This window comes from Sporosarcina sp. FA15 (assembly GCF_051550195.1).
Taxonomy (GTDB): domain Bacteria; phylum Bacillota; class Bacilli; order Bacillales_A; family Planococcaceae; genus Sporosarcina; species Sporosarcina psychrophila.
Window position 1 is genome coordinate 1,231,663 of record NZ_CP188818.1, and the last position, 22,740, is coordinate 1,254,402.

At 38.5% G+C, this 22,740-nt stretch carries 23 protein-coding genes, 1 pseudogene and 1 other annotated feature; of the genes and pseudogenes, 21 read left to right on the plus strand and 3 right to left on the minus strand.

The window, feature by feature from the left end; translation table 11 throughout:
* The first annotated feature begins 208 nt into the window (after window positions 1-208).
* The 15 genes from ACP8HG_RS05830 (at window position 209) to ACP8HG_RS05900 (ending at window position 12,338) form a co-directional block, all read left to right on the plus strand.
* A complete protein-coding gene (locus ACP8HG_RS05830; protein WP_082786565.1) occupies window positions 209-385 on the plus strand; it encodes a cation transporter in 177 nt (58 codons plus the stop codon).
* A gap of 206 nt (window positions 386-591) precedes the next feature.
* Window positions 592-1,500: a cation diffusion facilitator family transporter gene (locus tag ACP8HG_RS05835; RefSeq protein WP_187044817.1), complete on the plus strand. Its 909-nt coding sequence runs from the start codon at window positions 592-594 to the stop codon at window positions 1,498-1,500.
* A gap of 113 nt (window positions 1,501-1,613) precedes the next feature.
* Window positions 1,614-1,829 (plus strand): hypothetical protein, encoded by a 216-nt coding sequence (locus ACP8HG_RS05840; RefSeq protein WP_255428421.1) that lies wholly within the window; start codon window positions 1,614-1,616, stop codon window positions 1,827-1,829.
* 44 nt (window positions 1,830-1,873) lie between these two features.
* On the plus strand, window positions 1,874-2,161 hold the full coding sequence (locus ACP8HG_RS05845) for a metal-sensitive transcriptional regulator (protein ID WP_067209184.1): 288 nt from the start codon (window positions 1,874-1,876) through the stop codon (window positions 2,159-2,161).
* A gap of 75 nt (window positions 2,162-2,236) precedes the next feature.
* Complete coding sequence (copZ, locus tag ACP8HG_RS05850; RefSeq protein ID WP_082786566.1) at window positions 2,237-2,437, plus strand: copper chaperone CopZ; 201 nt, start codon at window positions 2,237-2,239, stop codon at window positions 2,435-2,437.
* Between the two features lie 120 nt (window positions 2,438-2,557).
* Window positions 2,558-4,969, plus strand: coding sequence for a heavy metal translocating P-type ATPase (locus tag ACP8HG_RS05855; RefSeq protein WP_438298334.1), 2,412 nt, complete (start codon window positions 2,558-2,560; stop codon window positions 4,967-4,969).
* A 263-nt stretch (window positions 4,970-5,232) separates the two neighbouring features.
* Window positions 5,233-6,264 (plus strand): S66 family peptidase, encoded by a 1,032-nt coding sequence (locus ACP8HG_RS05860; RefSeq protein ID WP_438298335.1) that lies wholly within the window; start codon window positions 5,233-5,235, stop codon window positions 6,262-6,264.
* 316 nt (window positions 6,265-6,580) lie between these two features.
* Entirely contained in the window at window positions 6,581-7,237 is a 657-nt protein-coding gene (locus tag ACP8HG_RS05865) for an HAD family hydrolase (RefSeq protein ID WP_067213942.1), read from the plus strand.
* On the plus strand, window positions 7,227-7,844 hold the full coding sequence (locus ACP8HG_RS05870) for an NUDIX hydrolase (RefSeq protein ID WP_399632278.1): 618 nt from the start codon (window positions 7,227-7,229) through the stop codon (window positions 7,842-7,844). Before ACP8HG_RS05865 ends, ACP8HG_RS05870 begins: the two co-directional genes overlap by 11 nt.
* A 353-nt stretch (window positions 7,845-8,197) precedes the next feature.
* Window positions 8,198-8,707 carry a GrpB family protein gene (locus ACP8HG_RS05875; protein WP_399632279.1) on the plus strand — a complete coding sequence of 170 codons (510 nt, stop codon included), beginning with the start codon at window positions 8,198-8,200 and terminating at the stop codon, window positions 8,705-8,707.
* A gap of 50 nt (window positions 8,708-8,757) precedes the next feature.
* Entirely contained in the window at window positions 8,758-9,201 is a 444-nt protein-coding gene (locus tag ACP8HG_RS05880) for a hypothetical protein (RefSeq protein ID WP_067209197.1), read from the plus strand.
* 175 nt (window positions 9,202-9,376) lie between these two features.
* On the plus strand, window positions 9,377-9,922 hold the full coding sequence (locus tag ACP8HG_RS05885) for an N-acetyltransferase family protein (protein ID WP_438298630.1): 546 nt from the start codon (window positions 9,377-9,379) through the stop codon (window positions 9,920-9,922).
* 180 nt (window positions 9,923-10,102) lie between these two features.
* Window positions 10,103-10,636: a sigma-70 family RNA polymerase sigma factor gene (locus ACP8HG_RS05890; RefSeq protein ID WP_438298336.1), complete on the plus strand. Its 534-nt coding sequence runs from the start codon at window positions 10,103-10,105 to the stop codon at window positions 10,634-10,636.
* 3 nt (window positions 10,637-10,639) lie between these two features.
* Window positions 10,640-11,047, plus strand: a complete 408-nt coding sequence (locus ACP8HG_RS05895; protein ID WP_438298337.1) for a PadR family transcriptional regulator — start codon at window positions 10,640-10,642, stop codon at window positions 11,045-11,047.
* Between the two features lie 7 nt (window positions 11,048-11,054).
* Complete coding sequence (locus tag ACP8HG_RS05900; RefSeq protein ID WP_438298338.1) at window positions 11,055-12,338, plus strand: FtsW/RodA/SpoVE family cell cycle protein; 1,284 nt, start codon at window positions 11,055-11,057, stop codon at window positions 12,336-12,338.
* Between the two features lie 137 nt (window positions 12,339-12,475).
* Here the strand turns inward: ACP8HG_RS05900 and proC are convergent, their stop codons facing one another.
* The 3 genes from proC to ACP8HG_RS05915 all read right to left on the minus strand — a co-directional run bounded on the left by proC (window position 12,476) and on the right by ACP8HG_RS05915 (window position 15,950).
* Window positions 12,476-13,285, minus strand: a complete 810-nt coding sequence (gene proC, locus ACP8HG_RS05905) for a pyrroline-5-carboxylate reductase (protein WP_438298339.1) — start codon at window positions 13,283-13,285, stop codon at window positions 12,476-12,478.
* Window positions 13,286-13,375: 90 nt separating this feature from the next.
* Window positions 13,376-13,589, minus strand: a binding site (T-box leader).
* Between the two features lie 71 nt (window positions 13,590-13,660).
* The gene (locus ACP8HG_RS05910) at window positions 13,661-14,782 is read right to left on the minus strand and encodes a Lar family restriction alleviation protein (RefSeq protein ID WP_067209211.1); all 1,122 of its coding nucleotides are present in this window, start codon (window positions 14,780-14,782) and stop codon (window positions 13,661-13,663) included.
* A 19-nt stretch (window positions 14,783-14,801) separates the two neighbouring features.
* Window positions 14,802-15,950, minus strand: coding sequence for an SPFH domain-containing protein (locus ACP8HG_RS05915; protein ID WP_067209213.1), 1,149 nt, complete (start codon window positions 15,948-15,950; stop codon window positions 14,802-14,804).
* A gap of 173 nt (window positions 15,951-16,123) precedes the next feature.
* Here ACP8HG_RS05915 and ACP8HG_RS05920 point away from each other — a divergent pair, with 173 nt between their 5' ends.
* From ACP8HG_RS05920 to ACP8HG_RS05945, 6 genes and pseudogenes are all read left to right on the plus strand, one after another.
* Window positions 16,124-17,068 (plus strand): MBL fold metallo-hydrolase, encoded by a 945-nt coding sequence (locus ACP8HG_RS05920; RefSeq protein WP_067209216.1) that lies wholly within the window; start codon window positions 16,124-16,126, stop codon window positions 17,066-17,068.
* Window positions 17,055-17,807: an SDR family NAD(P)-dependent oxidoreductase gene (locus tag ACP8HG_RS05925; protein ID WP_197485396.1), complete on the plus strand. Its 753-nt coding sequence runs from the start codon at window positions 17,055-17,057 to the stop codon at window positions 17,805-17,807. The genes ACP8HG_RS05920 and ACP8HG_RS05925 overlap by 14 nt, the downstream gene beginning before the upstream one ends.
* A gap of 54 nt (window positions 17,808-17,861) precedes the next feature.
* Window positions 17,862-18,090: pseudogene (locus ACP8HG_RS05930) on the plus strand (recombinase family protein); the annotation flags it as partial.
* Window positions 18,091-18,248: 158 nt separating this feature from the next.
* On the plus strand, window positions 18,249-18,575 hold the full coding sequence (locus ACP8HG_RS05935) for an ArsR/SmtB family transcription factor (protein ID WP_067209217.1): 327 nt from the start codon (window positions 18,249-18,251) through the stop codon (window positions 18,573-18,575).
* Window positions 18,572-18,988 carry an SRPBCC family protein gene (locus ACP8HG_RS05940; RefSeq protein ID WP_438298340.1) on the plus strand — a complete coding sequence of 139 codons (417 nt, stop codon included), beginning with the start codon at window positions 18,572-18,574 and terminating at the stop codon, window positions 18,986-18,988. The genes ACP8HG_RS05935 and ACP8HG_RS05940 overlap by 4 nt, the downstream gene beginning before the upstream one ends.
* A 210-nt stretch (window positions 18,989-19,198) precedes the next feature.
* Window positions 19,199-22,360 (plus strand): ATP-binding cassette domain-containing protein, encoded by a 3,162-nt coding sequence (locus ACP8HG_RS05945; RefSeq protein WP_067209221.1) that lies wholly within the window; start codon window positions 19,199-19,201, stop codon window positions 22,358-22,360.
* The last annotated feature ends 380 nt before the right edge of the window (window positions 22,361-22,740 follow it).

The window sequence follows — 22,740 nt, forward strand, 5'->3', positions numbered from 1 at the left end:
TATCATATTTTAAACAACCGTATGATTTCATCGCCCCAATACAGTTTTAGAGCTATTCTATATAACGGTTGAAAAACAAGATATTGTATTAGAAGACTAATAGTAAGCCTTTTCGAAATAATGAGGGATGGACTTTTTATTTTTTGATTTACATACTGCATGGGGGTATGGTAAATTGAAAACATTAATAAAACAGGAGGTGTTCAAAATGAGGGGTCTAATGCAAGTACAAGGGATGTCTTGCACTAGTTGTGTCAATTCAATTGAGGGTGGTGTTGGCAAACTTATCGGTGTGTCTTCTGTCAAAGTCGATGTATGTGGTGATGAGGTTGTGGTGGAGTTTGATAATGCTCAAAGAACTGAAGAAGGCTATAACGTCATCTAATTTCAACATAAGTAAATCAACAGTTTCAAACGTCATGTACGGGTAGAAAGTAGTTTAGGGGATTATGCCTTTAGGTATAATCATTCTTTTTAAATAAATTATACCCCAATTATGTATATGGGTAATCTACATAATTATAGCCAAACATAAATGAGTAGCTCGACAGTTATACTGGAGAACGACTAAAAGATAAGGAGTGATTTATCATGCATGATCACGACCACGGACATCATCACAGTCACGCTAGAGAAGGAAATAAAAAAGGACTTGCGATAGCATTTATAATTACTGCCGGGATTATGCTGTTAGAGTTTTTTGGAGGTTTGCTGACGAACAGTTTGGCTTTACTGGCCGATTCGGGGCATATGTTGAGCGACGCGGGGTCATTGGCGCTAAGTTTAGTGGCAATTTGGTTTGCTGCGCGGGCGGCTTCACCTAAAAAAACATACGGTTATTATCGATTTGAGATTTTAGCGGCATTATTTAACGGGGGAACGTTGTTTGTCATCGCAGGAATGATTGTTTATCATGCGTATGGACGTTTCTTTGAGCCACAGACTGTTGCGAGTGGTTCGATGATTATCATTGCGTTCATTGGGTTAGCGGCCAATCTACTTAGTGCTTGGTTTTTAATTAGCAAAGGCGATGTGAAGGATAATGTAAATTTACGCAGTGCCTATCTGCATGTCCTTGGCGATGCACTTGGTTCTGTCGGAGCAATTATTGCCGGGATTGTTATGTACTTCTTTGACTGGTATGTTGCAGACCCAATTATCAGTGTTGTCGTGGCGTTGTTAATCCTAAAAGGTGCATGGGGGATTATTAAACAGACGATTCATATTCTAATGGAAGGGACACCGATTACAATTGATCAGCAAGAGGTCAAGCAGACATTAGAAGCGATCGAAGGAGTTATCAATGTACATGATTTTCATGTATGGACAATTACATCCGGATTGGATTCACTTACTTGCCACCTGCTAATAGAGGATAATCAAGATGAACAGCGCATACTTCAACAAGCGATTCAACAAATCGAGAAGCAGTTTAAAATCATGCATACAACGATTCAAATTGAAAAGTCTGATTTGCAACATGCAACACCTATCGTGTAACTAAAGAGATGAAGGAGGATTTAGTTTAGAGAAAATGGTTAAACTAGCAGGGAATGGTGGAATCGCATTTGGATCAATATTAAATTCCGAGCAACTAGCGGTAATGGAAGATTATGGGGGAAGGCGATGAACTGGAGTTGACGACGTCACAGCAACTGTACATTGAGGTAGTGGAAAGAAAAGTTGCAGGGATGACGGATCGATTTAAGGCAGCCGAAAAATATAGTGAACATGGCAAAAGAAGGGAATCTTTTTTCAAATTCGTGCATTATTTTGAGGAAAATAACCTAAAAAGCGAACTCGTTGACCCACACCAAGTAAAATGCTAATATAGGGGTACGGGGTATGCGCACCTGCTTAAGGAGGCAAAATCATGGAGGAATCAACCAAAACAACAGTCCAACCAAATAAACAACAGCTTCTTAACCGGTTAAAACGTGTAGAAGGACAAGTAAGAGGCGTTCATCAAATGGTCGAGAATGATCGCTATTGTGTCGATATTTTGCATCAGATTAGCGCGATTCAATCAGCCATGAACAAGGTTTCTTTAGCCTTGTTAGAAGATCATACACATCACTGTGTAGTCAATGCCATTAAAGGTCAGAATGGTGATGCGGCTATTAAAGAATTGATGGACGTTATGAAAACAATGACGAAGTAAAAATGCTCCTCGCTTGACATACCTAACAGGGGTATAGTAAGTTTAGGGTAATAACAAAAACAGGAGGTTTTTAATTTGAAAGAAACGTTAAAAGTAGAAGGCATGTCATGTAATCATTGTGTTAATTCAATCGAAACGAGCGTTGGGGAACTTACGGGTGTTTCAACAGTCAAAGTAGATCTTGGCAATAATGAAGTATCAGTAGAATTTGACAATGCAACTACATTTGCGCAAATCAAGGAAACGATTGAAGAGCAAGGCTACGAACTCGTTTAACGAATAGACTGTCAGCTTACACCACATGGGGGTATATAGTAGTAGAAACGATTATACTTTTTGGTATGATCCTTCTTTTTGAAATAAATATACCCCTACCGAGTATTGGAGGAGAGACAAATGGCTACTTCTGAAAAAACGTTACAAATTACTGGAATGACTTGTGCAGCATGTGCGAATCGCATTGAAAAAGGGCTCTCAAAAATAGAGGGTGTTGAGAAAGCAAACGTTAACTTTGCATTGGAAAGTTCAACAATCGTCTACGATCCAGCTAAAACGAATTTCAATGAGTTTAAGGCGAGAGTTGAAAAACTTGGATTTAACGTCGTTCAAGAAAAAGTAGCTTTTGACATTTCAGGTATGACTTGTGCGGCATGTGCGACGAAAATCGAAAAACGTATTGGCAAGATGGATGGTGTTTCCAACGCAAGTGTTAACTTTGCGCTAGAAACAATTGCAGTCGAATATGATAGTAAACAAGTTGAAACAACAGAGATGATTACGGCCGTTAAGAAAATGGGCTATGAATTAATTCCAAAACAAGATAGCAAAGACAAAATGGATCACAAGGAACAAGAAATCAAAAAGCAAGAGAAAAAGTTCATTATTTCACTGATTTTAACGATTCCATTACTATGGACAATGGTGGCGCATTTTGAGTTTTTATCATTTATTTATATGCCCCATATTCTAATGAATCCGTGGCTTCAGCTTGCATTTGCGACGCCTGTTCAATTTATCATTGGCGCTCAATTTTATAAAGGTGCTTTTAATTCACTACGGAATAAAAGTGCCAACATGGACGTATTGGTTGCTCTGGGTACGAGTGCGGCATACTTCTATAGCCTTTATTTATCGATTGAATGGATGAATAATGGCAAAGTTGGAAGTCCCGAGCTATATTTTGAAGCGTCCGCTGTCATCATTACATTAATCGTACTTGGTAAATTATTTGAAGTTCGTGCAAAAGGTAAAACGAGTCAGGCGATTCAAAAGTTGCTAGGTTTACAAGCTAAAACAGCGAGAGTCCTAAGAGGTAGCGTTGAAATGGAACTGCCGATTGAAGAAGTTATCGTGGGAGACACAATTCTTGTGAAGCCAGGTGAAAGAATTCCGGTGGATGGCGAAATTATTGAAGGACGTTCAGCCATCGATGAATCGATGATTACAGGTGAAAGTATCCCAGTTGATAAAGTTGCAGGTGATAAAGTCATTGGTGCGACAATCAATAAGAATGGTTCATTGCAAATCACAGCAACAAAAGTTGGAAAAGATACAGCATTGGCACAAATTGTAAAAGTAGTGGAAGAAGCACAAGGTTCGAAAGCTGAAATCCAACGTTTAGCAGACAAAATTTCAGGTATCTTTGTACCGGTTGTTGTCGTTATCGCAGTTGCAACGTTCCTAATCTGGTTTTTCATTGTAACACCAGGCGATTTCCGTTCGGCATTGATACCAACAATCTCGATTCTAGTTATTGCTTGTCCATGTGCGTTAGGTTTGGCAACGCCGACATCGATTATGGCAGGGTCAGGTAGGGCAGCTGAAATGGGCTTACTCTTTAAAGGCGGAGAACATTTGGAAAATACCCGTTCAATTGACACTGTCGTGTTGGATAAAACAGGTACAGTGACAAAAGGTCAACCTGCGTTAACAGATATTACAGTGACAGCAGGCTTTACAGAAGATGAAGTGCTGCAATTAGTTGCAACAGCTGAAAATCAGTCCGAGCATCCTTTAGCACAAGCCATTGTTTTAGGCGTCAAAGAAAAAGGGTTATCACTACTTGATGTGTCTGATTTTGAAGCGTTACCGGGCTATGGTATCCGGGCAAATGTTAGTGGTAAAGAAGTATTAGTCGGTACTAGAAAATTGATGAACGACTATAAAATCGCTATTTCAGACTCGAATGCTGCTATGGAAAAGTTTGAAAGTGAAGGGAAAACAGCGATGCTGATTGCTGTGAATCATAAACTTGCAGGTATTGTGGCAGTCGCGGATACAGTGAAGGAAACATCGAAAGAAGCCATTGCTAGAATGCAGGCATTGGGTCTTGAAGTAATCATGCTGACAGGCGATAACCAACGAACTGCGGAAGCAATAGCTCGTCAAGTTGGGCTATCTCATGTCATTGCAGAAGTGTTACCAGAACAAAAAAGTGATGAAATTAAAAAATTGCAAGACCAAGGTAAGAAAGTTGCGATGGTTGGGGACGGTATCAATGATGCGCCAGCACTTGCGATGGCGAATATCGGAATGGCTGTCGGAACAGGTACAGACATTGCGATAGAGGCAGCAGATATTACACTGATGCGTGGAGACCTTAATAGTGTAGCTGATGCGATTATTATGAGTCGCAAAACGATGCGCAATATTAAGCAAAACCTATTCTTTGCATTCTTCTACAACACAATCGGAATTCCTATTGCGGCAATTGGTTTATTAGCCCCTTGGGTTGCGGGGGCAGCGATGGCATTCAGTTCGGTGTCCGTTGTATTGAATGCATTGCGCTTGCAAAAAGTGAAATTGTAAAAGGAATGAAGCCATGCGGAAATTCTGCATGGCTTTTTTTAGTTTAGAGGGGGATTTAAGTGTAAAAATAGGTAACTGAAATTGTACACTAGACCTATGTGTTCAGATTGCCAAGATGCAAAATCTTATCTAGCTAAGCAAAAAAAGGATGTAATAATATGGGTTATGAGTTACGATAGGCCTTAAGATTATTCAATGATTGAAGCTGATAATGAGCAATATTTTGCATAGACTGATAACAACAGGGGAAAGTGGGGATTAGTTTGCTAAAAAAACCAAAGAAACTGCAACCAGGAGATAAAATTGCAACAGTAAGTCCTTCTTGGGGAGGGGCAGGTGATTCAGAACTTAGATGGCGTTATGACCAAGGGGTTAAAAGAGTAGAAAGTATTTTTGGCCTTGAGGTCCTCCCGATGCCGAATAGTTTGAAAGGTTCAGAGTACCTTTATGAACATCCACAGGCTCGTGCAGAAGATCTAATGACGGCATTTAAGGATAAGAGCATTAAAGGAATCTTTGCGAATATTGGTGGGGAAGAAAGTATTCGTTTACTTCCATATATTGATTTCAACATAATACGAAAAAACCCGAAAATATTCATGGGTTATTCTGATGTGACGATTACTCATCTGTTTTGCCATAAAGCAGGTATATCTTCTTTTTATGGTCCGGCGATTTTAACTGATTTCGCTGAAAACGTTGAGATGGATTCCTATACAATTGATATGTTGAAGCAGATACTTTTTTCTGATGATGTTATCGGTAAAATTAAACCCGCTCTAAAATGGACGAGTGAGCATTTGGAATGGCATGAAAGGAATAAGAATAGACGCCGGAAAATGCTACCAAATCATGGATATGAAGTGCTTCAAGGGTCGGGAGTTGTACAAGGAAGATTGATTGGTGGGTGTATCGAGGTACTAGAATTCGCGAAGGGTACAGAGATTTGGCCCGAACAGAAGCATTGGAAGGACAGCATTCTGTTCTTCGAAACATCGGAGGAAAAGCCCGAACCTAGTTTTATAAAATACTGGTTGCGTAATTATGCTGCACAAGGTATTCTTCAAATGGCAAATGGTATCGTTTTTGGGAAACCACAGGACGAAAAATATTATGAATCCTATAAAGAAGTTATTCTTCAGGTCATGAAAGAGTATGGCTTAGAGTATTTACCGATTCTCTATAATTTGAATTTCGGCCACACAGAACCAAAAATTGTTTTGCCCTACGGTGTGATGGCAAAGATCAATTGCGATAAGGGGACTTTTTCGATTTTGGAGAGCGGGGTAGAATGAGGTAAGTGGTACTATCATTGTTGGATAAAAGAGTTGCTGATCAATTTAATTTGATCGGTAACTCTTTTTTCATTAAAAGAGTTCGTTTCACTGTATTAATTCCAACAATTCATTCAATTAGGGTACAATAGTAAATAAGAGTTTGACTTTACGAGGATGAATTAGTGTGGGGACAGAGTATCTAATCTGGATTGGTAGTCTAGCCTTATATTTCGTGAAGATAAAAGAGGAATCCACGATATTATAGGTGGTACGTATGTTGCCACCGTTAAACAGGGCGAATAGTGGTGTGAAAATCGAATTGAAGGACGTGTTGATTATCAAAGCGATTATATTTGATTTTGATGGGACTTTAGCGAATACCTTACCCATTTGTTATTATGCTTTTCAGTGTGTCTTCAATGAGTTTGATAGTAGAGATATTTCCATAGAAGAAATAAAGGCAATGTTTGGCCCGTCAGAAACTGGGATTATTCGAGAGAACCTATCCAATAGTAATAAAGACGAAGCTATTGAGTTGTACTATGCAAAGTACTCTGAACGCCATAACCAATTAGTTACACCACATAAGGAAATTGTTGATCTAGTAAAGCACTTAAAAGAAGTAGGACTCAAAATTGGGATCTTTACTGGAAAGGCAAAAAGAAGTTTAGATATATCTTTGAAAGCTTTACAGATGGAGGGGCTGTTTGAAGTCATCATAACAGGGGATGATGTGAACAAACCAAAACCTGATCCAGAAGGGTTATTAAAAGCTTTATCTCTTTTAGGTGTCGAAAGCAGTGAGGCACTATTTATCGGAGATAGTGATGCAGACATAGATGCTGGCGTTCAAGCGAATGTACATACTGTAGGCGTTCAATGGTTACCTGATTATCATTCAATGGAATTTACGATTGAACCTGATGCTATCTTTAAAAGTGTAACAGAATTCATTGATTCTATGAAAATTGGTGTCACTAATGAGTACTAAATGGTTGGAATGGGCGAAGAGAATACAAGCAATATCTCAATCAGGATTAACCTTTTCAAAAGACATGTATGATATCGAGCGTTATGAAGAATTACGCATGATTAGTGCAGAAATCATGGAAGAACACACAGGGGTAGAAATGCAAAAAATCAAGGATTTATTTATGAATGAAACAGGTTATCAAACCCCTAAAGTCGATGTTCGTGGAGTAGTTTTTAAAGATAATACGATATTAATGGTAAAAGAAAATATGGATAATAGATGGTCTTTACCTGGTGGTTTTTGCGATATAGGGTTGTCGCCGTCTGAAAATATTATAAAGGAAATAAAAGAAGAATCTGGCTATGATGTAGTTCCTACGAAACTGCTTGCTTTGTTCGATAAAAATAAACATCCGCATCCTCCGCAACCGTATCATTATTATAAAGTTTTTATTCAGTGTGAAATTGTTGGAGGTATTCCAGCTACCGGAATCGAAACGAGTGGTATTCAGTTTTTCTCTGAAAACAATATACCAGATCTTTCTGAAGATAGAGTGATAGAATCACAAATAAAAACACTTTTTGAGTTTTCAAGGGACCCTGATAAAGAGACGTTGTTTGATTAAATAGGGGGATGGCAGGCTTGAAAATCAATAAAAAAAGGGTTAGTAAACTTTTAGAGATATCTTTTTTCACTGTTAGTGGAGTCTATTTACTAGTAGCAGGGTTAGGATTAATTATCATGATATTTTTTACTAATTCTTATTTTTCGCAATGAAGATGTGATTTATGCGGCTATTATTCTAATACTTTTTAGGAGAAAGAAAGAACTAGCTTTCGTTAACGGGGACTATAATTTTATAAATGAACAGATGAGCCCCTGTTATTATAATTCTTATACTGTTCATCAGAATAAACATCATCGTTTAATAAAGCTATAAAAAAAATGATTTATTGAACGACGGAAAGTGAGATTTAAATGAGAATAGTTGACGTTAAACCTTATGATGAACAATGGGTTTCAAACTTTGAAGAAGAGTCCCATAAATTGCATGAGATTTTCGGTTCTGAAATTATCGAGATACACCATATCGGCAGCACTTCTGTAATTGGACTGCTGGCAAAGCCCATTATAGATATAATGCCGGTAGTGAGGGACATTAATCGAATTGATGAATTTCACAAGGCAATGGTTGCCATTGGCTATGATCCAAAGGGGGAAAATGGTATACCCGAACGTCGATACTTCCAAAAAGGGGGAGATAATCGAACTCATCATGTTCATATTTATGAATCCGGGAATTCTGAAATTGAACGTCATCTTGCATTTCGGGATTACTTACGGGCACACCCAGATGTTGCTCAAAATTATGGGGATTTAAAAGAGAAGCTGTCTCAACGTTTTCCCTATGATATTGAATCATACATTAAAGGAAAAGAACAACTAGCATTGGAGATTGATAGAAAAGCGATAGCTTGGTATAGTTGATTATTTCACTTTGTTAATAATGACCAAGCATAAAGGTAGGCATGAAAATAATGAATTCCTCAGTAAAATATAAAATCAGAACGCTTTTAGGCTTCACTCTATTCATTATCATAGTGGGCTCTCTGTCATATCTTGCTGTCTACAAGCTTTCATTTTTACCAAATGGTTATGATATTGTTTCACAGCAAAAAGACAGTGTAATCGTAAAAAAATTTAATATAATTGGGTTAGAAAAGGATATCATTACCTTATCATTTTCTGAAAATAATTTGTGGAAAATTGAAGAATTGAACTATGGAATAAAGCGGCAGAAAGATTTTTGTTGGTTTCTATTTACTGCAAGTAGCATTTCGATTCTCATTCTTATTTTAAAATTGCGTAAGGGAGAGAAGTTTTGGAATGCAGTCTGGGGAAGTCGTATTTTTTTCGCTACACTGTTTCCGTTACTTATCCTCATGAACTCTTTGAATAGAATACAGGATTTTATTTCCTAAAGTCACTTACTATTTGAAAAAGCCAAATAGATTTATTTGGCTTTTTGTGAAGAACAACGATTTTCGAAGCTTTAATTACAATAAAATCGTTTATAACGATAATGATAATATGTAGACTAAAACAGAGCAGATTATTGATATGGATGAACAAATAAATGGTGAAGGGGAATACGCGATGAAAATTAACAAGCAAGAAATTAATGTTAACGGGGCGACCTATATAATTAGGTCTGCAATACATAAAGATGCTCGGGCTTTGTCTGAAATTAGATTACAGATTGATGAAGAAACTCAAAACCTTGACAGAGAAAAAGGTGAGGATTTCATAGATGTACAAGGTTTTGAACAATTAATCAAAGCAGACAGAGAAAATAAAAGGAACCTTTTTTTAGTTGCTGTAGTTCATGATAGGATTGTCGGTTTTTCAAGATGTGAAGGAAATCAATTGAAACGTTTTGCTCATAAAGTAGAATTTGGTGTCTGTGTTTTAAAAGATTATTGGGGCTATGGCATTGGCAAAAATCTTTTAAAAGAGTCCATCGCTTGGACTGACTCAAATGGAATTAAAAAAATAACCTTAAATGTTCTTGAAACAAATGAAAAAGCGATAAACCTTTATAAAAAGTTTGGTTTTAAAACCGAAGGCATTCTAGAAAATGACAAAGTCCTTTCCGACGGCCTATACTACAATACCTTAGTTATGGGAAGATTTAACGTATGATGACTTGTGCACAGTTCGTGTTTTAAAGTGAAAAATAGAATGAAACAACTTTACTGTTCAGGTGCACTAGTGAAAAAACGGTATGGCAACTGCCTGCCGTTTTTTTATGGAATTATTCAAGGCTTTTTAAAAACCTTCTAATAGGGCATCTCGTCTATTAATTAGGGAGGAGGGCTGAATATGGAAGAATTGATCGTTGGAGCGTTTGAAATAGAAGACAAGGAAGTACTAATGGATGAAATTATGAATCGGCATGGACAGGATATATTAAGGCTTGTTTATTCTTATGTCAGTAATAAAGAGGTAGCAGAGGATTTAACGCAGGATATCTTTATAAAATGTTATAAATCTCTTCATACATACAGTGGCAAATCAACGTTAAGAACATGGTTGTGGCGAATTGCTATTAATCATTGTAAGGACTTCCTAAAAAGCTGGTATAACAGGAATGTCATTATTACCGAAGATGAACCAACACATAATAGGACTACAAAAGAAATGATTGAAGAGGTCGTGATCCAGCAGGAAGAGGATGACCAATTAATCTCTGCAATCATGACACTGCCCATTAAATACCGAGAAGTGATTTATCTTTATTATTACGAGGAATTGCTAATCAAAGAAATCGCCTTGGTCACTGAAGTGGGCGGAAATACTGTTAAAACTAGACTTAGACGTGCTAAGGAACTTTTAAAAGAACGATTGGAGGAATAAGTAATGGATGATCGTTTAAAAGGGCTGAAAAAATCAATGGATGCTAGTACATTTAGCCAACTCAATTTTACCGAGCAACATCGCAAGGGAATTCGGGACAAAATCAGCAAAAGTGATGACAGTGAAGAAGACATCTTATTAGCAGTTATGCAACTGCTAGTTCATGAAAAAACGGGCTATGAATTGGTGAATTTCTTGCGCGGACGAGGAATTCGTAAATTTGAGGATAATGAAGGAAGCTTATATGCCTTGTTGCACAAGCTAGAACAGGATGGCAGTTTGCAATCCTGCTGGAATGAGTCGACTATTAAATATTATCAATTAAACAATAAAGGTAGGAAGTTATTACGAAAAACAGAGAAACAGTCTACAACTAAACGGTTTACTCGGAAAGGTTTAGTGGAGGGGTGACAAACGAGTGGGAAAAAGAAGACTATCATTTTTAAACGAAGTTAGGGATCAAATTAAATCCAGAGAGGCGAAGGATTTTGTAGAGATAGAATTAGATTATCACATAAAAGAAGCGAAGAGACACTTGTTAACGAAAGGGAGAGATGAGACAGAGGCAGAAGAAAAAGCTGTCGGGCAAATGGGGAGTCCGGTAATGCTTGGTCAACAGCTGAACAAGCTTCATCGGCCAAAGGTGGATTGGCTGACTGTCGTTTTATTGATAACCACTATGGGGATAGGGTTTTTGCCACTGTTTTCTCTTGGTTATATGAATAATGGACATTTTGCAATTTATAAGATCATCTTTGTCCTTCTCGGTGCTGGGGTAGCTTTAGGGTTAATGTTGATTAACTATAGGGAATTGGAAAAGTTAGGATGGTTGTTTTACACAATAGGAGTGCTTGTCCTCATAATGATAAAAGCTCTTTCTAAAGGCTTTGTATTTGGGACATCTGTAGTAGAGATTGGTCCAGTAACAATTGAAAGCGTAATGTCTATTCCGTTCTTTTTCATTGCATGGGCATCCTTTATCAATAACAAAAGGTTGAAAATTTGGCATTTGGGCATGTTGTTTGTCCTTTCTTTTTATTTACTCTTTACGATACCTAGTACTTCAACTGCCTATATATACACTGTCATGGTGTTTGCGATGGTTTGGTGGAGCAAATATAGTAGGAAAACTATTCTCGTAATTACGATACTAACGTCTAGTTCATTCATTATTTCTGGCTTAATCCTTTGGCCGTTATTAGCATTTTATCAGAAACTAAGGTTACTGGAATTTATCAATCCAGAAAAATATCCAACTGCTACGACATTGTACATTAAAGAGCGAATGTCCCAAGCAGGATGGTTTGGTAATTCAATGAATAAAGAGACCATAGTAGATGCTCACACCAATTTTGTTTTTGTGAGTTTTACTTATCATTATGGTTGGCTTTTTGGAATTGCACTTGTTGTACTTCTTTCGCTGTTTGCAAGTAGGATAGTGGTTGTCTTGCGTAAAATCAAGGATCCATATGGGAAACTTCTACTGATTGGTGCGATTGCTCTTTATACAATCCAGTTTGTTAGCAATATTGGAATGTCACTCGGATACTTTCCGATGATCTCTATGTCATTGCCATTCATCAGTTATGGATTAATGCCAATTCTATTGAATGCCTTTTTAATTGGGGTCGTATTAAGTGTCTATCGAAGGAAAGATTTGACGTCGAGTCGTTTTAGTCATATTGAAAGTGGGGAAATTTAGTTATATGTAAACTAGTTCGATAAGATAAAAGGCAAGCTTCTAAAACTTGAACGATAGCTCGAATAGTAGACACGTTTTATAAAAGTGACCTATTATTCGAGTTTTGCGTTCCACTATTTAGTGCAAAATGAATAGCTTTAAGACTGCGCCCCTAACTCACGAGAACGCGCCTCCGCTTTTCCGATACATTGCGCAATCGTTTCTTTGAACATTCCGTTCTCCAACGCATTCAATCCAGCTTCCGTAGTTCCACCTGGGCTCGTCACGTTTTTCCGTAATTCCACGGGCTCTGTACCTGTTTCTTTCAACATTGCCGCTGCGCCTTCAAGCGTTTGGATGATAAGCGCGCGCGCAATGTCTTTTGAAAGACCTTTACCGATCGCTGCTTCCTCAAGTGCTTCTGCTAAATAATAGACATATGCAGGGCCGCTACCGGAAAGAGCAGTGACGGCATGTAAGTCATCTTCTTCTACTTCTTTCACCATTCCGATTGACTCTAAGAGACCGAGGATATGTTTTTTCAACTCCTCGCTAATCGCATGATTCCACGCGATACCACTGGCAGATTTTCCGATTGTAGCGGAGGTATTTGGCATGGAGCGTGCGATAGGTCTTGCACCAAGACCATTTTCGATTGTCTGAATTGAAACGCCTGCAATAACCGACAAAACCGCTGTTTTATCGTCCAAATAAGGAAGTGCATCCGCCATCGCCTGATGGATATCTTTTGGTTTCGTCGCAAGAACGACGAGATCTGCATTTTTCAGCGCCTCTTTTTCCTTGCAGACAATGGATACACCATATTTATTGTGTAATGAAATTAGCCTTTCATCATCAGATCTATTCATAACAAAAACATTATGAGGTACCACTGCACCTTGTTCCACAATTCCTGCAATAACAGCTTCTGCCATAGAACCGGCACCTATAAATACAATCGTTTTCATTCAAATTACCCCTTTCATTCCATTAATAAAAACGTACGCACCTAGGCGCTGAAATCTGGACAATAAAAAAATGCGCTCTCGTCCCTACTAAATAAGGACGAAAACACATGTTTCCGCGGTACCACCTAAATTTACCGGCATAACACCGATACATCTCGTTCTTTCTTAACGCGAAAGGCACGCCTGTGTTTCCACAGCAGCTCAGAAGGAGGTTCGAAGCGGGAGAGGGGATGTGGCTTTCAGCCGGTGACCACATTTTCTGTTCTCCATTGCCGCAACTACTTGTCTTCGTCAACGCCTATATGTACTTGAATTAGACCGATTATTGCACGTCGTCTAAAAAAAGTCAACTATCTAATTTTTATCGAGTTATCGTTAGGTCATTTTCAAGATAAAGTAAATCGCAATCATAATCGCAATAACTATCCCTACGGCAATCGATACTTTCACGGCACTCACAGGGGATTTCCCGCTTACTTTGCCAGTTTGTCCATTGACGAGGAAGCGATAGACCTTATTGTTGAACTGGAATGATGAAATCCATAAAGGCAATAGAATGTGTTTGTAGGTAATGCTGTCATAGTCGGTGGAGACACTGACTATATTAACAACATCGCCATGAACTCTGCCGTGTATACCACTTGTAATTCCATCGTCTATGACAACTTTGGCATCATTCCATCCATCCTTCAATGGAATTGAATACTTTTCTGCCAAAAATCCAGATAAATAGTCCATTTTATAATCAACAAGTCCATTTAGATGAAAAGGTTCCACTTTATCAATCAATCCACTGGCCACATTACGTGAAGCTTTCACCAATACATCATCGAAGAACTTGCTATAATGACCATGTTCTGTACGCCACCTGATTTTTCTCACTTGTTCTGTTACTTGTTTGGGTTTGCCATCTTCAATTACAGTCCGTGTTTTTGTAACATAATAATACGTACCAATTTGTACGACGTAGGATGAATTCGTCTGAGAATCGAACGTCCAGTAAGGAATATAAGCACCAGCCAAATGGTCTAATTTATACGATTGGATCAGCTTGGAAGGAGCAAAATATTTCTTTTTCATCCACACCTTGAATTTTTCGACCGCTACGTCTTTTGTAATTTGAAAGGGGAGGACCAAAGCTGGTTTGATACCTGCGTGGTTTTCCGTTACCGCAATATGCGACGATCCACAAAACGAGCAAAAATCTGCTACCTTATCTTTATCTAAAAGGGTTTCGGCACCACAATTTCCACATTTGAAAACTCGCTTTTCATCATCCCAACTGTGGTCTTCTTTTTCTAGTGCCTGTAAGAAATCAAGTTCAATCGTGTTTTCTCGCGATGTCGTGATTTCTTTTTCACTCCCACAAAATGGGCATTTAAGTGTTCCACTTGAAGGGTCAAAAACTGTATTACCACCGCAGGAAGAGCATTTATTCACTTCCGTTTGTTCAACTATCATCGCTTCCACACGCTCATTGTTTTCTAAACTGGACACTCGAACACCTCTCTATCCATCACTGTTGCAGATTGTCGCCACAGTCCCCACAAAACTTTGTATTCGGGGCATTTACCTTGCCACATTTCGCACATGTTTTTTCGGTCACTTTTTTTGCGCCACATTCCCCGCAGAATTTTGCATCTTCATTTATTGCCGCCTGACAGCTAATGCATGGCACTTTTTGCTTTTGTACAGTTTCCCCACATTCGCCGCAAAACTTTGCGTTCGTATTAATGAGTGCCTGACAATGAGGGCAAGTCATTTTTTCTGGTTTCGGTGCTGAAGGCGAATTAGTTTGTTGATGGTTGCCTTGGAGAGCGTTTGCCATCACACTGCCAATCGCAGCCCCTGCACCAATGCCTGCACCTGCACCTGCTAATCCGCCGCCTTCATTTTGCGCCGCATCTCTAATTGCTTCTGCCGCCTGGTATTGCTGATACTGATTCATGTTACCAATAACACCCATTGCAGTTTTTCGATCCAATACTTTTTCCACTTCTTCAGGGAGTGATAAGTTTTCAATATACAACGAAGTGATTTCAAATCCGAATGTACTGAATCGTTGCTTCATCTTCTCTTTGCCTTTTTCACTTAATTCGTCGTAGTTCATCGCTAGATCTAGAGCAGCAATATTCGATTCAGCAAACAGATCTGTAAGTCCCGACAGCACCATTTTTTTCAACTGACCCTCAATGCTGCTGGTGTCATAGGATGCGCTCGTGCCAAACAGTTCTTTTAAGAAAACAACAGGTTCGGATACGCGATATGAGTATATGCCATAGCCACGTAATCGAATGACGCCAAATTCCGAATCGCGCATCATGATTGGATTCGAAGTGCCCCATTTCTGGTTGATGAACTGCTTCGTATTCACAAAATAGACTTCCGCTTTGAAAGGGGAGTCGAATCCAAACTTCCACGACTTTAATTTCGTTAAGATGGGCATGTTTTGTGTGTATAATAGATGACGTCCTGGCCCAAATACATCCGCAATTTCACCTTCATTGACGAAAATGGCAACTTGTGACTCCCTAACGGTTAATTCTGCACCCATTTTTATTTCGTTGTTTTGGACGGGGAAGCGGTAAACCATTGTACTTGCGTTTTGGTCCGTCCATTCAATGACTTCAATAAATTGACTTTTGAAAAATCCGAATAATCCCATGCTTAAGCCCTCCTAGTAATTCTATATCGTCGTAAATAACTGTTAAAATAGATACTTTGATTATACCATTTTAAAACTTCATGGTAGAGAATTGATTCAAAAGATGACGCTTGCTACTAAAAAAGGTACAATGGACTGAATACTCATTCATATTAATAAAGGGGATTTTACATATGATACAGAAAATTGTTATACCAACACCATTCGCAGTTGGCGATGTAAATGCATTTCTGATAAAAGGAGATACATTGTCACTCGTTGATGCGGGGCCGAAAACCCCTGAAGCATTTGAAGCATTGCAACAGGGCATCAAGGAAGCTGGGTATGCATTCAACGATATTGAACAAGTCATTTTGACACACCATCATCCTGATCATGCTGGCTGGATTGACGCGTTTGATAACGCTAAAGTTCTTGGTCATGTGTATAACGATTTATGGCTCAAACGGGATGAAGCTTTTTTCCGCTATCATGATGCGTTTTATCTCGATTGTCTTATCGAAGAAGGAGTGCCTGAGCAGTACCTTGGTTGGGTTAAGAAGATGAAACGATCCACTGCACTTATGGGGGAACGTCCACTGGACAGTATGCTTGCCGAGGGTGATGCGCTTCCGGGGCATCCTGGCTGGACAGTTATGGAAACACCTGGCCACGCTCAAAGCCACATCGTCTTATGGGATGAAGAGAATAGAACAATGATTGGTGGAGACTTAGTGCTTGAAAAAGTGTCTTCAAACCCGCTTATTGAACCACCACTTAATCCTGCACAGGGACGGCCGCATTCTCTATTGCAATATAACGAATCGTTGAAACGTATACTGACATTGCCTGTAGACATTATTTATACTGGGCATGGCAATGAAGTACGGAATGCTCACGAACTTATTGAAAGTCGACTAGTGAAACAGCGCGAACGTGCGTTAAAGGTACTTGCTATGATGAACGATGGCTCAAGGACAATTTTCGAATTAACCCGAGAACTGTTCCCGGCTGTCTATGAAAAAGAACTGGGTCTTACACTCTCTGAAACGATTGGGCAAACTGATTACCTTGTCAATGAAGGGCTAGCTCGCGAAACAAGGGATGAAGGCGGCGTCCTGCATTATGAACAAGCATAAATCGATACTCATAACAGGTGCGACTAGCGGGGTTGGGTACGCACTGACTAAACGGCTGTTGGCAGTAGGTTACGAGGTGTGGGCGACAGGTAGGGCACTTGCCGTTTTAGAGGAGTTGCAACGTGAAGGTGCGAATACGATACCTGCGGATTTTTCGAAAAAAGAAGATGTTGAGCAATTGATGGCAAAAATTGGTTCACCCGATGTCGTCATCTTTTCGGCGGGCGTTGGTTCATTCGATTTCGCTCACGAAACGTCTGATGAAGCAATTCAAAGCATGATGACAGTCAACGTAATCGCACCCATGCAGCTGACTAAACTTCTGTTGCCGAGCATGATGGAACGCCGCAGCGGACATTTGATTTTTCTAGGTTCACAAGCCGGAAAAGTGGCAACACCCAAGGCTTCTATTTATGCTGCGTCTAAGCATGCGATTATCGGCTATACGAACGCGCTTCGTATGGAAGTGGCTCCATTCGATATCCATGTGACAACTATTAACCCAGGTCCGATTGACACACCCTTTCTGGATCTCGCGGATGAAACAGGTACTTATCGCACATCACTTGGCAGGCATTTATTGACTGTGGAAACCGTGGTCGATGCGGTGTTTAAAACAGTAGGGAAACCAGTTCGCGATGTGAATTTACCTTGGTATATGGGTGTCACGAGTAAACTCCACGCAGTCGCTCCGACGCTTGTCGAACGGTTGGGGCGGAAGTATTTTATGAAGAAATAATAGGAATAAGCATTTTGCGAAAGCCGGCGTAATTGCCGGCTTTTTACCTTGAAAAACATATTTTTTGAAGAAAAATTTTCTGAAGCAACAAAGGATCGTGAACAACTTTAGAAGTTGTTAGAGTATCTACGAGGAAATTACATTATTTACGTTATAGACTTAATTCGGATCACTCGAAGTACGCAGAATTTATTTGAATTGATTGATTTAATACGAGGGAAAATGCAAGATTAAATCACTCAAGGATACAGGGCTAAATTTATTAGAAAATAATCCATACAGCCCAATTCCATTAAAGAACCGGATAATAGAATAGCAAGGGAATTTGACATGTCACCTTTAGGTGCCCTATAATAAATAAGACAACAAAAGGTGTCGTAATTATTATGAAGTTTAATCAGTGACGTTATAGGAAATATTAATGAAAAGGCGGGGCTGATTTTGAACGAAAAAAGTCAAGTGAGGGATGTTTATGACGCTGTTGCCGATCCAACAAGGCGAAAGTTAATTCAAATGTTGGCGGATGTTGAAGAATTACCCCTACATGAGATAACCGTTCATTTTCAAATGGGGCGTACAGCAGTATCTAAGCATTTATCGATCCTTAAAGAGGCGAATCTAGTAATTGCTCGAAAGGTCGGTAGGGAAACAAGATATCGGCTGAATGCAACCCCGTTGAAAGAAGTTCAAGATTGGGTATCCTTTTACGAAGGATTCTGGAATGAAAGAATTGCTAAATTAAATCTTTTATTGGAGGAGAAAAAATGAAATCAGATGTATCATTAGATTATCAATTTACAAGTTCTATCGAGCAGGTGTGGAATGCTTTAACGGATTCGGACACACTTGCGAAATGGATATGGGATAATGATTTTAAACCAGTCGTTGGACATAAATTCCAGTTTCGGACAGAGCCTAACGAATGGTGGGATGGCATTGTAGATAGCGAGGTGCTCGAAGTGGACGAGCCTCATAAATTATCTTACACTTGGCTAAGTGCCGGAGAAAGCACTACTGTTACATGGACTTTGAAAGAAGGTTCAGATGGAACTGTCCATCTACATTTCGATCAAACTGGATTTAGTGAAGCAACAAAAGCACAACCAGGAGCCATCGAGGGAGCTACATATGCTTGGACGCAAATGGGTGAGCAACTCAAAAAAGTATTAGCAGAACTGTAAAAATGATTTCTTCATCCTTTATGATGTCTGCTTTTCAGGACTAACTTTATTATAAAAATAATCCATTCTTCAACAATATGGCGCTTTTCCGGAACATGGAAAGCGTCATTTTTAATGGAAGTAAGGATTAAGTAATCTAACAATTTTTGTTTGAATTATAATTTAGCAAACGTGGCAAGACTAAATTTAGAGAATGGAGAGGACAATACTGTGAAAATAAATCAATTAATTGCGAACAATATTAACAACTTAGATGCAACACTACCAGTAGATAAATCGTTAGGAATTGCTGGTTTGTCTGGATCTGGCAAAACAACTTTTTGTCAAACAATTGGTGAAGAATCCAAGAAGCGTCTCGTTTCCTTATTGCCAAAGTCTGAATATCAGTATTTATTTCCCCGTATTATGGAAACCAATTTCAGTGCCATCAAGATGGAAGAAATGCCTTTAGTCCTTTTTCTCGGAAAATCAGCGATTTCTTCCAATCCACGTTCTACAATAGGTACACATACAGGCGTATTTAAAGACATTCGTGTTACCCTTGCTGAAAAATTTGAACTGTCTCCAGAAGTTTTTTCATTTAATAATGAGCTAGGCTGGTGTCCAGGTTGTAAAGGTCGCGGAACTACTAAAAATGTCGAATGTAAAAAGTGTGAGGGCAGGCGCTATAATCCTGAAGTTGAGCAATATAAGATAGATTTATTGGAGCAACCACAGAGCATTTCTGATATCAACAACTTAAGCATTGAATCAATTCTTTCTCTCGGAGAAGAATTACATATTAGTGAAGCGAAACAACATATTCTTAAAAATATTATCAATATGAATATTGGTTACTTAACTTTAAATCGCATTATGGGTACATTGTCAGGTGGAGAATTAACACGACTTTACTTGGCAGAATTCATGGCAACAAGTGAAAATACGGTAATTATAATTGATGAAATCTCCGTGGGTCTTGATCACCAAACACTATTGAAAATTTTAGCAGAGATTAAGCAATTGGGGTATAAGAATCAAATTTGGCTCATTGACCATTCTGACACGGTGCTCGATACAACGGATCAGCAATTGTTCTTTGGGCCTGGTAGTGGTAAATATGGCGGGAAAATTGTTGAAGAATCCCCACGTCCAAAACCAATCTCTTCGGAACGAAATCAAGCAATGCCAACGGAGTACTTTCAGTTTCATGATCTTTACTGTCGTAATATTCAAATGGCTGAAATTCAGATTCCCCAAAATAGACTTATAACCTTTACGGGTGAGTCTGGATGTGGTAAATCTACACTTGTCAATGAGTGTATGGCCAAAGATTTTCTGAAGCGATATCCAAAAGATAAATTGGTAATGGTGGGGCAAAATCGCAACCAATCGATTACCAGTCGGTCAACAGTTGCGACTTTTCTTGATATTAAAAGGAAACTCAAAAAATATAGTGAAGAAATTGATGATATTTTTCAGCGCTCGATTGAAGACATTATTGATGAACTGCCGAATGAAGACATCGCTTATAAACGCCTGAGCCTATTAATTAAACTTGGACTTGGTTATTTGACGTTGGAAAGAAAAACACAGTCTTTATCGAATGGTGAATTTCAATGTGTCCATTTAGTTTCTGAGCTGTTTGCCAACTCGAGAAACCCCCATACGCTTTTTATTTTCGACGAGCCTTCAAAAGGGTTATCACAAAATATTTTAAATCAATTCATTGATAGTATTAGGATCATTCTGCAGGATGAATCTGTCTCAATAATTATGATTGAACATAACTCTTATATGATGGAAAGCTCTGATTTTATCGTTGATTTTGGTAAAAGACAGCTTGCACCTGTTCAACACCTTGATATTGTGAGTCATGATGATTATTATCGTCAACAAAACAGGACGGATAGAGTTACTCCGTTGCAAATTTCTTCAACCATCCATCAACAAAATGGCGTAAACTACTTAAAAGAAAATCAAATTGCCTATTTTAAAAATGCAGAAAACGTCTATAAGGGCGGTATCTTAAAAAGCTTATCATCAATGGCACGGTTGATTTATGGTGAATACGAATCCGAAACAATTGCACCCGTAATCGCCATTGATTTGGAACGACATTTGTATAGTCAATATAGTTTTCTCTATGAAATGGGTGGATTGATCAACCATATTGTAGCAGCTCATCCGACCAATAAAAATACGCAGCGCTTCGATTTCTATAATCAAGACAATCATTGTCCAAGTTGCTCGGGCCGCCGAGTGATTGAAAAGTTTGATATAGATGTTGTGATTCAAGACAAAAACGCTCCGTTCTGGGATGGCCTATTGCATCCAGATGTGATGGAGGTATTAAAACATTATCAATATTCAAGATTGGAATTCATTTTTGATGAAATTAAGAATGAACTCGGTCACGATATGAGTAAAAGTTATAATGAAATGACAAAAGAAGAAAAGCATACCTTTTTATATGGGTATTTAGAAAAGTCGTTTTATGATAAAGCAGCTAAGGCACAGAGAACATGGCAAGGCTTCAATAGTATAATTGGGATGTATATGTTTATTTCGAAATCGATTATTAAAGAGCATATGAAAGCATCCAAAGAGATAATATCATGTCCGATTTGCGAAGGGTCTGTGTTAAACCATCATAATCAACTCAAGTTTGGAAATACGGATATTCGTGAGATTATAAACCAGCCGATTGATCAAGCATTGAAAACGGTAGGAGCGTTACCTGAACTGATAAAATTGAAATCTATTGTCGGCGGAGATATGACTTTGACTGAAGATGTCTCTTTACTGCCTAGGGAAACACAAGTCGCGCTGAAAGTATTTGAATTGGAAATGGCAAGCTTTGCTGGTTATGAAGTGGTGTTACAAAATGCCTTACCATTCTGGGATAAAATTAGCAGCAATATCGAATCCATCAGCACGAATAACCAGGTTACGATCTGCGATTTTGATAAGATCACTGAGACCAGAGAAACGATCATTGATAAGTATTTCACCAATGGAAAATATAAAAAGCTTGTCTATGTCTATGAAGCCTTTGGATATAAAAAAATTGTAACCCAAATTAATAAAATTAAAAAAAGTCATCCATGTCCATTCTGTAAAGGAAAGAAAGTCATTACAGAAGATAATCTCCATGATGGCGTATATAAATTAACGATCCCATGTGTGAGTTGTAATGAAAGTGGCATCACTGAAGAAGGACTTCAGGAAGTTGTCGAAGGTATAGCAGTTGAAACATGGCTTACTGGTAAAGTAAGTGATGTTGTTGAGAAAAACCTATATACTGAGGCCGTTGCAGATATTCCAATCTTCAATCGTATACGTGAGTTAAATAAACGTGATTTGATGGCGGTTTATCAATGCTTGGCTTAAAAGAATATTAAAAGTTTCAATCTAGATAGATGAAAGAACTTCATTAAAGCCCAATTTCTCTATTTTAATTTTCAGAGAAATTGGGCTTTTTAATTTATACTTTCCTTAACGTTGATAATCCATATTTTACTGCCAGAACCTCTAAAAATATAATTAACGGTTGCTTTAGATTATTTTGAATAGTGTATATACACCCGATAAACGAAACCTCGCTAGTGCATATAAAAATACAACGCTCGCTACTAGTTTGTTCTCCACTTATAAAACACTCCCGTATAAGTATTACTGACATCAACTAAGGAGGAGGGATAGCTTGAAATGATGAAGAAACATCGCAACCGATAATACTATTGATATATGTACTAGCGAGGTGTATGATT

What these genes read in the sequence shown, in the direction of transcription:
- ACP8HG_RS05830 (WP_082786565.1), top strand. Translation starts at nt 209, where the DNA reads ATGAGGGGTCTAATGCAAGTACAAGGGATGTCTTGCACTAGTTGTGTC.
- ACP8HG_RS05835 (WP_187044817.1), top strand. Translation starts at nt 592, where the DNA reads ATGCATGATCACGACCACGGACATCATCACAGTCACGCTAGAGAAGGA.
- ACP8HG_RS05840 (WP_255428421.1), top strand. Translation starts at nt 1,614, where the DNA reads ATGGGGGAAGGCGATGAACTGGAGTTGACGACGTCACAGCAACTGTAC.
- ACP8HG_RS05845 (WP_067209184.1), top strand. Translation starts at nt 1,874, where the DNA reads ATGGAGGAATCAACCAAAACAACAGTCCAACCAAATAAACAACAGCTT.
- ACP8HG_RS05855 (WP_438298334.1), top strand. Translation starts at nt 2,558, where the DNA reads ATGGCTACTTCTGAAAAAACGTTACAAATTACTGGAATGACTTGTGCA.
- ACP8HG_RS05870 (WP_399632278.1), top strand. Translation starts at nt 7,227, where the DNA reads ATGAGTACTAAATGGTTGGAATGGGCGAAGAGAATACAAGCAATATCT.
- ACP8HG_RS05875 (WP_399632279.1), top strand. Translation starts at nt 8,198, where the DNA reads ATGAGAATAGTTGACGTTAAACCTTATGATGAACAATGGGTTTCAAAC.
- ACP8HG_RS05880 (WP_067209197.1), top strand. Translation starts at nt 8,758, where the DNA reads ATGAATTCCTCAGTAAAATATAAAATCAGAACGCTTTTAGGCTTCACT.
- ACP8HG_RS05885 (WP_438298630.1), top strand. Translation starts at nt 9,377, where the DNA reads ATGAAAATTAACAAGCAAGAAATTAATGTTAACGGGGCGACCTATATA.
- ACP8HG_RS05890 (WP_438298336.1), top strand. Translation starts at nt 10,103, where the DNA reads ATGGAAGAATTGATCGTTGGAGCGTTTGAAATAGAAGACAAGGAAGTA.
- ACP8HG_RS05895 (WP_438298337.1), top strand. Translation starts at nt 10,640, where the DNA reads ATGGATGATCGTTTAAAAGGGCTGAAAAAATCAATGGATGCTAGTACA.
- proC (WP_438298339.1), bottom strand. Translation starts at nt 13,285, where the DNA reads ATGAAAACGATTGTATTTATAGGTGCCGGTTCTATGGCAGAAGCTGTT.
- ACP8HG_RS05915 (WP_067209213.1), bottom strand. Translation starts at nt 15,950, where the DNA reads ATGGGATTATTCGGATTTTTCAAAAGTCAATTTATTGAAGTCATTGAA.
- ACP8HG_RS05920 (WP_067209216.1), top strand. Translation starts at nt 16,124, where the DNA reads ATGATACAGAAAATTGTTATACCAACACCATTCGCAGTTGGCGATGTA.
- ACP8HG_RS05925 (WP_197485396.1), top strand. Translation starts at nt 17,055, where the DNA reads ATGAACAAGCATAAATCGATACTCATAACAGGTGCGACTAGCGGGGTT.
- ACP8HG_RS05940 (WP_438298340.1), top strand. Translation starts at nt 18,572, where the DNA reads ATGAAATCAGATGTATCATTAGATTATCAATTTACAAGTTCTATCGAG.